The 12,277-nt window shown below is 44.4% G+C and carries 12 protein-coding genes; 3 read left to right on the top strand and 9 right to left on the bottom strand.

All coding sequences use genetic code 11. The features are described from left to right. Positions 1–21: 21 nt before the first annotated feature. The 9 genes from RP262_RS08120 to pabB all read right to left on the bottom strand — a co-directional run bounded on the left by RP262_RS08120 (position 22) and on the right by pabB (position 8,468). Complete coding sequence (locus tag RP262_RS08120) at positions 22–744, bottom strand: lantibiotic ABC transporter permease (protein WP_311154815.1); 723 nt, start codon at positions 742–744, stop codon at positions 22–24. Further along, positions 737–1,669: an ABC transporter ATP-binding protein gene (locus tag RP262_RS08115; protein ID WP_311154814.1), complete on the bottom strand. Its 933-nt coding sequence runs from the start codon at positions 1,667–1,669 to the stop codon at positions 737–739. Before RP262_RS08115 ends, RP262_RS08120 begins: the two co-directional genes overlap by 8 nt. A gap of 145 nt (positions 1,670–1,814) precedes the next feature. Beyond that, on the bottom strand, positions 1,815–2,510 hold the full coding sequence (locus RP262_RS08110; protein WP_311154813.1) for an ABC transporter permease: 696 nt from the start codon (positions 2,508–2,510) through the stop codon (positions 1,815–1,817). An 11-nt stretch (positions 2,511–2,521) separates the two neighbouring features. Further along, positions 2,522–3,430, bottom strand: coding sequence for an ABC transporter ATP-binding protein (locus RP262_RS08105; protein WP_048772341.1), 909 nt, complete (start codon positions 3,428–3,430; stop codon positions 2,522–2,524). A gap of 144 nt (positions 3,431–3,574) precedes the next feature. After that, complete coding sequence (locus RP262_RS08100) at positions 3,575–4,267, bottom strand: ABC transporter permease (protein WP_311154812.1); 693 nt, start codon at positions 4,265–4,267, stop codon at positions 3,575–3,577. Between the two features lie 37 nt (positions 4,268–4,304). Further along, positions 4,305–5,063, bottom strand: a complete 759-nt coding sequence (locus RP262_RS08095; protein WP_311154811.1) for an ABC transporter permease — start codon at positions 5,061–5,063, stop codon at positions 4,305–4,307. Between the two features lie 16 nt (positions 5,064–5,079). Beyond that, a complete protein-coding gene (locus tag RP262_RS08090; protein ID WP_311154810.1) occupies positions 5,080–5,988 on the bottom strand; it encodes an ATP-binding cassette domain-containing protein in 909 nt (302 codons plus the stop codon). Positions 5,989–6,121: 133 nt separating this feature from the next. Continuing rightward, positions 6,122–6,736 carry an alpha/beta fold hydrolase gene (locus RP262_RS08085; RefSeq protein ID WP_002914373.1) on the bottom strand — a complete coding sequence of 205 codons (615 nt, stop codon included), beginning with the start codon at positions 6,734–6,736 and terminating at the stop codon, positions 6,122–6,124. A 1-nt stretch (position 6,737) separates the two neighbouring features. Further along, a complete protein-coding gene (pabB, locus tag RP262_RS08080) occupies positions 6,738–8,468 on the bottom strand; it encodes an aminodeoxychorismate synthase component I (RefSeq protein ID WP_125336404.1) in 1,731 nt (576 codons plus the stop codon). A gap of 132 nt (positions 8,469–8,600) precedes the next feature. Here pabB and RP262_RS08075 point away from each other — a divergent pair, with 132 nt between their 5' ends. The 3 genes from RP262_RS08075 to metE form a co-directional block, all read left to right on the top strand. After that, positions 8,601–8,972 (top strand): insulin activator factor, encoded by a 372-nt coding sequence (locus RP262_RS08075; RefSeq protein WP_311154809.1) that lies wholly within the window; start codon positions 8,601–8,603, stop codon positions 8,970–8,972. A 78-nt stretch (positions 8,973–9,050) separates the two neighbouring features. Continuing rightward, entirely contained in the window at positions 9,051–10,145 is a 1,095-nt protein-coding gene (locus RP262_RS08070; RefSeq protein ID WP_311154808.1) for an AI-2E family transporter, read from the top strand. A 229-nt stretch (positions 10,146–10,374) separates the two neighbouring features. After that, on the top strand, positions 10,375–12,277 hold a 1,903-nt coding region (gene metE / locus RP262_RS08065; RefSeq protein WP_311154807.1), incomplete at its 3' end, for a 5-methyltetrahydropteroyltriglutamate--homocysteine S-methyltransferase.

The raw sequence follows: 12,277 nt of genomic DNA, 5'->3' as shown, positions 1-12,277 counted from the left end.
GTGATTAGCTGAGTTTTTATTTTACAAATCTCTCTTTTTCAGTGTAGCCAGTCCTGCTAAGCTAAAGACCGTGATCAGACTGAGAGCAAAGATAGCTGTTTTGATGATGACACTTGGTATTGAAGCGTCTCCGTAGACGAACTCCATCTTGATAGCCTTGAACCATTCATTATTGGCATCAACCATTTGACTAGGGAGGCCGAGTAAGATGTAGGTCATGATATAGGTGATAAAGACGACACTATAGTTTCGAGTCAAGTAGAGGACAAAGCTGGTAATGCAGTACCAAGCATAGGTACAGATGACCTGCATGGCAAAGAGTATTGCGAATTGTCCCCAAAAATTAGCTGGCAGGGTTCCCATATTACCACCGGTTCGGACAAATTCGATGACAATACCAAAAATGTAGAGCAGTATGAACTGCATAGGAAGTAAGCTACCGATAGTCAGTGATTTAGAGAAGTAATACTGGGTCCGAGTCTTGCCTGTAGTCAGGTTATTGTGATAAAGTTTGTCATTGAGATCAACACCGAGAAGCAAGCTAGTCATGACATTGCAGGCAATAAAGAGCATGCCGCTGTTGTAGGAGACGACATCTATGGCAAAAAAGATACCGTTGTCGGAACTGACAACTTTGGAAGTGAAAATGCCGAGGAGAATTCCAAAGATGCAGAAAGCCTGCACTCCCCAGAATCCTACGGAGCGGAAGAGACGGTAGTAATCCGCCTTGATACTATTAAACATGAGTGTTTCCTCCTTGTTGGTTGATTAAGTCTGTAAAGTATTTTTCTAAGTCTTTGTGGGCGTAGTAGATTTCCCCGATTGGGATGTCGGCTAGGACTAGTTCCTTGGCAATCTTGCGAATTTCTTGTACCTTACCGGAAATATGCAGCTCATCTTCCTTGTTGGTCGGTCTGAGCTGGTAGCCTAGCTTGTCTTGCACTAAATGAGCAGCTTGCTTGATATTATCCGTTTTGAGGATGATATAGTCGCCGCTTTCTCGGTCAAATTCTTCCTTAGACAGCTCCTTGATGAAATGCCCTTGATTGATAAAACCAAAGCGAGTTGCGACTAGATAAAGCTCGGACAGGATATGGCTGGAAATGATGATGGTGATGCCTAATTCTTGATTGAGGCGCTTGACCATTTCTCTAAATTCCTGAATCCCAACTGGGTCTAAACCATTGATGGGCTCGTCCAAGATGAGCAAGTCGGGACGCCCCAAAATGGCAATGGCAATGCCCAACCGCTGTTTCATCCCCAGAGAGAAATTACGGAATTTCTTCTTTCCAGTATCGGTCAGGCCGACATATTGAAGGGTTTCTTTGATGACTTTGTCAGCATTTGGAATGCCCCGGTCGGTACAGTAGTAGCGCAGATTTTCATAGGCCGACATGTGGGCATGAGCTACAGGGGATTCGATGACAGATCCAGTATGGCTGAGGGCCTTGGTCCATTCTTGTTGGTTCTGAGAGCCCAGGACAGATACGGTCCCTCCGCTAGGATAGATGACTTGCGTGATGATTTTGATCAGCGTGGTCTTACCAGCACCGTTTTTTCCGATGAGACCGTAGATCTCTCCTTTCTTGATGGAAAGACTGACATCTTTCAGAGCATATTGATCACCGTATTTTTTAGTGAGTCCTTTCACTTCTAAAACATTTTGCATGATGTTTCTCCTTTAGTTACTTTGTTTATACTTTTAGTATACAAACTAAATTTCAAATATTTCTCAAGAAATTCTAAAATATTTCTAAAGAAATTTAAAATTGGAAAGATTAAAATGAGCCAGTTGAGAGCCAGCTCATTGTTTACTATAAATCCTTTTTGTGGAAAGTATAGAGACTTGCTGCGGTGAAGACTGTTCCTAAAAACAAGGCGATTAGAACAATTCTTAAGGTTACACCGTTGCTTTGAAGCGTCTCAAAATCAAAGCTCATGGTGAAATGCTGCAGCCACAGAGACTTGGGATAAAGTTGCGCAAGAGCGCCGGTTAAGGATGCGCAGAAAAGGTAACCTCCCAGGGCAGCAATCATAGATTTGCTCAGATAAAGAATAAAGGAAATAATGGCTGTCCAAGCAATGACAGTCAGGCACTGCACAAAGAATAGAAGAATAAACTGAAGCAGGAAGGTAGCGGATAAATCACCAATACCGTTTAGGATGGCCGCTAGGATAAAGTTGATGCTATAAAAGAGAGCTAGCTGCAGGAACGTTACGCAGACCATGACTAGGGCTTTAGAGACGAAGAAACTGGTACGGGAAACGCCGCTGGTTAATGTATTCTTGTAAAGCTGCTTGTTCAGATCTGTCCCGATGACGACCATAGAGAGGATAATGATGATAAAAGTATTATTACCGATAGCGTTGGACACCGCTTGTATAAGCTGGACGGCATTTAATTTGCCAAAGACTGCGCTCAAGGTCGTCAGTAGAAAGATGAATTCGGTAATCCAAACCGCCTTGGAACGAAAGAAACGGTAAAAATCTGCTTGAAAAGTATGTAACATGTTTTTTCTCCTTACTGGACTAAATCTGTAAAGTATTTTTCTAAATCTTTGTGAGCTGCATAGATACCATTGACATGAATGTTGGATAGAACCAACTCCCTGTTGATGTCATTTAGTTCCTGTTCTTGGGCGACAATGTGCAGTTCGTCAGATTTATCAGCATCCTTGAGCTGATAGTGGAGCTTACCTTGGATGAGGTTGGCAGCCTGTTCTTTATCGCTAGTCTTGAGGACGATATAATCTTCGCTGGCTCGGTCAAAGTCATCCTTGGTGAATTCTGCGACAAGTCGTCCTTGGTCAATCACCCCAAACTTGGTGGCTACCAGATAAAGCTCAGACAAGATATGGCTGGAAATGATAAAAGTGATCCCCAGTTCTTGATTGAGCCGCTGAATCATCAGTCGGAATTCCTTGATGCCAAGAGGATCGAGGCCGTTGATGGGCTCGTCTAAAATCATGAGTTCAGGCTTGCTGATAAGTGCAATAGCGATCCCCAAGCGCTGCTTCATTCCTAGCGAAAAGTTGCGGAATTTCTTTTTACCAGTATTGCTCAATCCGACATAGGCCAGGGTTTCCTTGATGAGCTGGTCGGGCTGGGCAATCTGGTGGACCTTGCAGTAGTAGTTGAGGTTTTGATAAGCAGTCATTTGATTGTAAGCGACTGGTGTTTCGATGACAGTTCCTATCTTGCGCAAGGCTTCGTTCCATTCCTTAGAGTTCTGCGAACCAAAGACAGACACGGTTCCGCTGTTGGCATGAATGAGCCGGCTAATGGTCTTGAGAAGAGTGGTTTTGCCAGCTCCGTTCTTGCCAATCAGTCCATAAATATCACCTTTCTGGATTGAAAGACTCACATGGTCAAGGGCATATTGCTGGCCATATTGTTTGGTAACTTGCTTTACTTCTAAAACAGTTTGCATGGTATATTCTCGCTTTCTTAGGTTTGATTTTAGTATACAAGCTAGATTTCAAATATTTCTCAAGAAATTCTAAAATATTTCTAAAGAAATGCAGAATCAATCCAAAAGCAATAAAAAAGCAGCCAAAGGGCTGACTGCTTAAATTTATAAGTCCCTGTGCTGAAAGGCTTGGTAACCACCTAAGAGAGAACCAGCTAGGATAAGGAATAAGAATAGTTCAGAATTTATCTGAGGGAAAACGATGACGAGACTAGACTGAAGCATAATCAGGGCGAAAAAGACGAGATAGCTGGCTAGGGTAGAGCGGGTCAGGTAGAGAAGACAGGTAACTACGGAACTGCAGGTCATAATAAAGAGAAAGGAGCGAAAGAAAGATAAGGAAAAGCTCCAGAAAAAGTTCTTTGGCATAGTCCCAAGTCCGTGGAAGAGGCTCCCAAAGATAAAGGCTATAGCAAAGGCTGTTACTAGTTGAAAGATGATAATTGTGACAAGAACAGCTATTTTGGATAGGTAAAATTCTTTCCGAGAGACCCCGCTAGCTAATATATTATTGTATAATTTTCTAGTCAGGTCACGACCTAACAGAAAGATAATGAGCACAAGGACAGTAATCATGACAAAGGGCAGGAAATCTTTAGCAAGCTGCCCGAGAGCTTCAAATCCTGTCCAACCTTGGATGACTATTTCTTCTGGATCAGAAGACGTAGAGATATAAAAATTAAAGTTGCTTTCACCAAGAGAGCTGATGAAAATGAGAAAAAAGAGCAGCCCTTCTATTAGCCAAAAAGGTTTGGAGCGGACAAGCTGGTAGAGCTCCGCCTGAATAGTATGTAACATGAAATCTCCTCTGAATGATTAAGATTGTTCCTGCTTTTTATAAATTTTTCTTTTTGAAAACCATCAGTCCGCTAATCAGAAAGACTAGGGTGACCGTTACCACTGTCAGGATAGCCTTGATAACAGCTCCGCTATCTGCTGCCATATCTGTGTTAAAACGCATGGTCAGATAGAGCAGCCATTCATTGTCAGGGTAAAAGATGAGGGGAATAGTCAGTAAGGTACCGCCAAGGAAATAGGTCAGAAAGCTAGATACAATCGAGTGGCTGGCATAGAGTACAAAAGAAATGATGGCAATCCATGAAACCGTGCTGAGAAATTGAACGAAGAGAGCAGCTCCTAGCTGAGGCAAAAAAGAGCTGGGGGCACTTCCAATTCCGTTGGACAGACTAGCGGTCACAAAGGAGATAGATAAAATCATCAGGAAGTGAAAGGCTGCGATGCTAACGCAAACAAAGAATTTAGAAAAATAATAGCTGAGCTTAGAGATGCCGTAGCTCAGACAGTTTTTATAAAGTTTCCGAGACAGGTCCACTCCAAGGACCATACCAATACCAATGATGGTGAAAAAGAGCAGACTGTCTGTATTGCCTGCAAAATAGCCCAGAGCTTGAAGGCCAGTTAGTTTTCCTAGAGATTGACTAGCAGCCGCATTGCTGGAGATATTTGCTCCAAAATGAATATTTGCATGGAAGAAGGTTGTTGAGATAATCACACAGAATAATAAAAACTCAGTAATCCAAAAGCCTTTTGAGCGCATGAGCCGGTAAAAATCGGCTCGAATGAAATCCATCATGATAAGCCTCCCTTTTTCATTCGACCAAGTCTGTAAAGAAGTTTTCTAGGTTTTGTCGTGCATAGTAAATCTCCTGCACCGGTATATCTGCGGCTGCAAGTTCCTTGACAATCTTGCTAATCTCATGCGAATGGGTGAAGATATGAATCTCGTCAGAAGCATTGACCACCTTGATACGATGCATGAGCTGGTCATGAATCAGCCGGCTGGCTTCTTCCAACTGCGATGTTTTAAGCACGATATAGTCTTCGCTCTGTTCTTCAAACTCCGCCTTGGAAATCTCGCGAATCAGCCGTCCTTCCTCGATAATGCCGAACCGGTTCCCCACCAAGTAGAGTTCAGACAGGATATGGCTGGAGATGATAAAGGTCATGCCCAACTCCTCGTTGAGCCGCTGCACCAGCTGGCGGAATTCCTTGATGCCGACTGGATCCAGGCCATTGATAGGCTCATCCAGTATCATCAGGTCGGGTCTGGTAAGAAGCGCGATAGCTAGACCCAGCCGCTGTTTCATCCCGAGTGAGAAGTCGCGAAATTTCTTCTTGCCGGTATCTGTCAAGTCCACGTATTCCAAGGTTTCACGGATGACTTTGTCTGCATGGGGAATATGGCGGAGCTTGCAGTAGTAGCTGAGATTTTCATAGGCTGTCAGGTGGTTGTGAGCGACCGGTGTTTCGATGACCGAACCGACCCGTTTGAGGCTCTGCGTCCATTCTTGATAGTTCTGAGAGCCAAAGAGGGAGACATTACCATTGCTTGCTTCCAAAAGCTGGGTGATGACCTTGATCAGAGTGGTCTTTCCGGCCCCGTTCTTGCCAATTAAACCGTAAATATCTCCTTTTTTTATCGTCAGACTCACATCGGTCAGAGCGTACTGCCGGCCGAATTTCTTGCTGACTTGCTGTAAAACCAAAACATTTTCCATGATCAAGTCTCCTTTTCATGATGTTAGGAGAGAAAACTCCTCTTCTTATTAATTAGTATAGCACCAAACTTTCAAATATTTATAAAGAATTTCTCAAATATTTCTAAAGTTTTTGGTTTGTCTTGTAAAAGGGTCAGAACTTATTTAGGAATTTCTTTATTATTTGAGCAAATGTTGTTGGCGCTTGGCTATTCAGAGTATGGCCGCCCTTTTCTATAATGCGAAGCTGAGAACCTTTCAGCAGCTTGTTAAGCTCATAGGCAGCCTTTAGATTGGGTTTGTCTTTGCTGCCGCAAAGAATCAGGCTCGGGAGCTTGATTTTCTTAATTTTATCAGTGAGATTTACCTTTCGTAGCTCGGCCAAAATCCGTATCATCTGGCTTTTATCGGCTCCTTGCTTGGTGAAGACACTTTTGGGCATCAGTTTAAAGACGAGAATCTGCAGTCTGTAGAGAAAATTATCTGCTAAATTGTATTGAGTCCCGGATAAAATCAAGCCCTTTAGATGAGGAAGAGTTTGGTCAGAAAGGTCCAGTGCCAGCAGGCCACCGAGTGACAAACCGACTAAGATAAAAGGCTGTTCTTCAGCTTGAAGGTGCTGGAGGGTTGCTTGTCGAATGTCTTGGTAACTTTCATTGCCCTTCAGAAAAAGAGCCAGCGACTCCGTTGGGACATTGGCTAGGGCTTCTTGAACTTTCTTCCAAGAATGCGCATCTTGCCCTAGTCCGTGCAGAAAGATAACTTTCATGTCAGAGCTCTCCTTTATCAATTTCCAGCTCGTACAGTCCTCTAACTGCGTTGCAGGCGTAGATTTTCTCTGCTTGGGCCAGGTCAGACAGAGTCAGAATCTTCTCAGTAACCTGTCCCTTATCCAGTAATTGCTGGCGGTAGATGCCCTTGAGCAGGCCCAGTTCAGCTGGAGGCGTGTAGAGCTTGCCGTCTAGCTCCAGTAGCAGATTGCCGATAGAAGTTTCCAGTAGCTGGCCTTGGGCATTGTAGTAAATCTGTTCTTGCTGCTCCAAGGTCAGATGTGGCCGATGGCTGGTTTTGAAATAGGTAAAAGGCTGGGCTAGATTGGCTGTCTGCTCGACCAGTTTTGCATTTCTGAAAGTCTCTGTTAATGGCAGTAGAGGAGCCGTTTCTAGCCCAATACCGCCGTCTTTTTTAAGAGCTATACGCAGCCTGTAATCCTGCCCTTTATCCAGCTGAGCGCAGGTTTCTTCTAGCTCTTGCTTCAGTTTGTCTTGATCAAAAGGATAGGCGAAGTAGCTAGCTGCTTCCGTCAGTCTTTGCAGGTGTTGGACTTGTAAAGTCAGTTTTCCATCCGTTATTTTTCCAGTAGAAATCAGGTCGAATCGCGGATTCTTTCGATAGAGGACGGCAGATTTTTGCTGGGTTTCGATGTATTCGGATTTCCAGGTGCTGTCCCAAGTGATGCCGCCGCCAACGCCGTAGATAGCTTTTCTTCCCTCCAGCTGAATGGTGCGGATGGCGACGTTAAAAATCCGTCTCTGGTCTGGTAGACAGATACCGACTGTACCGCAGTAGACCCCGCGGGCAGCTTTTTCTGTCGCCTTGATGATTGCCATGGTCGAAATCTTAGGTGCGCCTGTGATGGATCCGCAAGGAAAGAGTGCCTTGAAAAGTTCAGTCAGCCCGACTCCCTCCTGCAGATTGCTTTTGATAGTAGAGGTCATCTGCCAGACCGTAGAGTATTGCTCGACACTGCAGAGACGCTCAACCCGCTCGCTGCCCGTCTGAGAAATGCGGTTCATATCATTGCGCAGCAGATCGACAATCATCATATTTTCAGCTCGGTTTTTGGCATCCTGGGCCAACCATGCAGCCTGCTCTCTATCCTGCTCTAAAGTCAGTCCCCGATTGGTAGTTCCTTTCATCGGACGAGTGGTCAGTTGACCTCGGTGCTCCTCGAAAAAGAGCTCAGGGCTGATGGACAAGATGGCAGTCTCGTCATGCTCTACATAGGCATTATAGGCTGCGTTTTGCTCAACGACTAGCCTGTTGTAAATAGCTAAGCTATCCTCAGGATTGAGCTCCGCGCACAACTGCACCGTGTAGTTGACCTGATAGGTATCGCCCTGGCGGATATGATGATGAATAGTCTCGATAGCCTTCTGGTATTCTTGCTCAGAAGTCAGCCCTTTCCAAGCTGCTGGCATTTCCACTTCCTCATAGGTCAAGGGAATGGAAGCCAGCTCGACCTTATCGTGGATAGTAAAGTAGAGGAGGTATTCCTTCTGGAGCGGGGCCGCATGAACTTGGAACTTTTCCTCGAAGGCTGGCGCTGCTTCATAGCTGACATAGCCGACAGCATAGTATCCTTTCTCCTGCCAGCCCTCAATCTCTGTTAAAAGTTCCTCCACTTGGTCCAGGCGGCGAGTCTTTAGCTCCTTGATGGGATTCGTGAAAATCAGGCGTTGGCCCAACTGCTTAAAATCAATAATCGTTTTCTTGTGCATAAGCTTATTTTATCATAAGATAATTTGAATGAAAACGGATTTATCGGATGTGACAGTCATTCTTTTATAAAGGTTGACAGATTAGAAAGTGGCTAGGTATACTATGTTTAAAAAAGAAAGAATGAGATTTCTATGAAGTCGAATAAATTGTTATTGGTAAATGGGATAGTGAGTATTATAGCGGGAATTCTTATCATGTATTTTTCTTTACAAAGTTCGAGTTTTGAGTTTGTTGATTTGATTGTCAGCTTCATTGAAAATTACATATGGGCACTTCTGATTATGCTAATTAATGTTTTCTTGTTGATACTTTCCTTAGCTGGTATGTCTCATTATAGTGGGGACTCAAGGGTCAATAAGATGAATCATCAGATGCTGCTTTTTGCATCTATCATGGGATTTATTCCTTTTCTAGCTATCTTTGCAGGTCTTCTGTCCATAGGGGCTGGATTTCTCTATCTTCAAGATTTGCAAAATTTTAAGAGCAATGACAAAGCTGACTAACCCATGCTTCCTCCTGCTCGAAAGGCCTTGAAAATTATGATAAAATAAGGAAATGACAAAACCTTAAAAGGAAGCCTTATGAAAAAAATAAATGAATCTTATAAACTAATCGTATTTGCGGCGCTCGCTCTGGCTCTGGTTCTCTATATCGGGAATATCTGGTCTGGTTTGCAGAGTTTGACTTCGGTTTTTTCGCCTATTATACTGGGTGGAGTCCTAGCCTTTATCTTCAATGTTCCGATGAAAAAGCTGGAAGACCTCTTGGATAAATGCCGAGTCCCACAAAAGTTGCAGCGCGGTTTGGCCTTAATTTTAGAGGTGCTGATTTTAGTTCTCATTATGACGGGGATTGTTTCTATTGTCGTGCCGACTCTGACCACAGCGGTCAATCAGCTAAGCGCGACAATCGGCAAGGTAGCACCTCAGGTAGCCAAGTGGCTGCAGCAGTCTGGCTTGCTTTCCTCTAGCCAGCTGAAAGATCTGACTAAGCAGCTGCAAAACAGCGACATTGTCAACCGAGCCATCTCTCTTCTGGGCAGTCTGACGGGCAATATCTCTGCTATTTTTGGCAACTTTTTCTCTGTCATCATGTCTATATTTCTCATGTTTGCTTTCTTGAGCAGCAAGGAGCATTTGCAGACAATTACTAGCCGTCTCTTGCAGGTCCTGCTTCCTGAGAAGGCTGTGAAACGCCTATCCTATGTCGGTTCTGTCATTGTTGAGACCTATGATAAGTTTCTGATGGGGCAGATGATAGAGGCCGTCATTGTTGGGGTTTTAGTCTTTATCGCCTACTCTCTGACAGGCCTGCCTTATGCTGCCTTGACAGGAGTTTTGGCCGGAGTGCTCTCTTTCATTCCCTACATCGGGCCCTTCTCAGCTTGTGCTCTAGGTGCTATCTTTATCTTCACCGACAGCCCTTGGAAAGCTCTTCTTTCAATCGTAGTCTTTCAGGGAGTGCAGCTGATTGAGGGCAACATCATCTATCCGCGCGTGGTCGGCCAGTCCGTCGGTCTCCCAACTCTCTTTACCCTAGCCGCCGCCCTGATTGGGGGCAACCTCTTTGGCTTGGTCGGCATGATTTTCTTTACGCCTATCTTTGCAGTTATCTATCGCTTGGTTAGAGAGTTTGTTGTGGAGAAGGAGGAGAAAAAAACGTTAGTAAAAGAATGAAAAGAAACCAACGAGATTTTATTCTCGCTGGTTTTTCTTTTTCCAAGGTCATAATTTCTACCTATAGCAAACAATAATTTTAGTCAATGGAAGTTGAAAAATAAGCTTTTATTGTTGTATAGAGAACCGGGTTATAGTTTTAGACTATATCAAACTCTGGGAAATTCCAATTATACAGAGGGGGGATTTTCTGATAAGATAAAATCAAGAAAAATTTTGGAGGACGTTTATGTCAACGACTATTATTGGATTCCCACGTTTGGGCGAATTCCGCGAATTGAAATTTACAACTGAAAAATACTTTAGACATGAAATCTCAGCAGAAGAGCTTCTGGCTGCGGCCAAAGAGCTGCGCGCTAAGCACTGGAATATTGTTAAGGAAAAAGAAATTTCAGAGATTCCGTCAAATGATTTTTCTCATTATGACAATGTGCTGGATGCGGCCTTTCTCTTTAACGTGGTGCCGTCATCTGTGCAAGGCTTGGAGTTGACTGACTTGGAGCGGTATTTTGCCTTGGCTCGTGGTTATCAGGGTGAAAAAGGGGATGTCCGCGCCCTTCCGATGAAGAAATGGTTTAACACTAACTACCACTATATCGTTCCTAAATTTGAAAAAGAAACTCAAGTCAAACTGGCTGGACATAAGATTTTTGATGAATTTGCAGAAGCTAAAGAGTTGGGCTTGGTAACCCGTCCTGTTGTGGTCGGTCCATTCACTCTCCTGCAAGTATCTGACTTTGAAGACGGTGTGGCTCCGGCTGACTTTGTAGATGCCCTAGCTGCAGCTTATCAAGAAGTTTTTGCAAAATTAGCAGAGCTGGGCGCAGAGCGTATCCAGCTGGATGAGCCAAGTCTGGTCAAAGACCTGTCAGCAGAAGAAAAAGCTCTCTTCTTGGACCTTTATAAGAAGCTTTTGGCGGACAAGAAAGGCTTGGAAGTCTTGGTTCAAACCTACTTTGGTGATGTTCGTGACATCTATACAGACCTTGTAGAGTTGCCAGTAGATGCTATTGGTTTGGACTTTGTCGAAGGCAAGAAAACACTTGAGCTTGTAAAAGGTGGCTTTCCAGCTGATAAGACTCTTTATGCAGGGATTGTCAACGGAAAAAACATCTGGCGCAACAACTACGAAAAGAGCTTGGCAGTGCTTGAGCAAATCCCAGCTGAAAACATCGTCTTGACAAGCTCATGTTCACTTCTCCATGTGCCATTTACAACGGCTAATGAAGAATTTGAACCAGCAATCTTGAACCACTTTGCCTTTGCGGTAGAAAAATTGGATGAAATCCGTGACTTGGATGCTATCCGCAATGGCGGTGGTGCAGAAGCACTTGCTGCTAACAAAGAACTCTTTGCGACTGAACGTGTGGGTGAAAATGCCGAACTTCGTGCGCGCATCGCTGGTTTGACTGACGCTGACTACACTCGTTTGCCAGCCTTTGCAGAACGTGAGGAAATTCAGCACAAGACACTCAATCTGCCACCGTTGCCAACTACCACGATTGGATCCTTCCCTCAAACCAAGGAAGTCCGTGCTAAGCGCTTGGCCTTCCGCAAGGGTGAGCTGTCGGCAGAAGACTATGACAAGTTCTTGGCTGAGCAAATCGATGAATGGATCAAGTGGCAAGAAGAAGTCGGCTTTGACGTGCTGGTGCACGGTGAGTTCGAGCGTAATGACATGGTTGAGTACTTCGGTCAAAACCTGTCAGGCTACCTCTTCTCTAAAAATGGTTGGGTACAATCATACGGTATGCGTGGAGTCAAACCACCAATCATCTGGGGTGATGTTACTCGTCTCAACCCAATCACTGTTAAATGGTCTAGCTATGCACAAAGCCGTACAGACAAACCTGTCAAAGGTATGCTGACTGGACCTGTAACCATCCTCAACTGGTCATTCCCGCGTGAAGACATCTCTATCAAGGATTCTACCCTTCAAATCGCTCTTGCTATCAAGGATGAAGTTCTTGACCTTGAAGCTGCTGGCGTGAAGATTATCCAGATCGACGAGGCTGCTCTTCGTGAGAAATTGCCACTCCGTCGCAGCGATTGGTATGAAGATTACCTTGACTGGGCAATTCCAGCCTTCCGCTTGGTACACTCTACAGTAGCGCCAGACACACAAATCCACA

Origin of the sequence: uncultured Streptococcus sp. (assembly GCF_963456385.1) — a bacterium.
Taxonomy (GTDB): Bacteria; Bacillota; Bacilli; order Lactobacillales; family Streptococcaceae; genus Streptococcus.
Note: the sequence above shows the minus strand (reverse complement) of the source record. Positions and strands in the feature narration are given on the sequence as shown.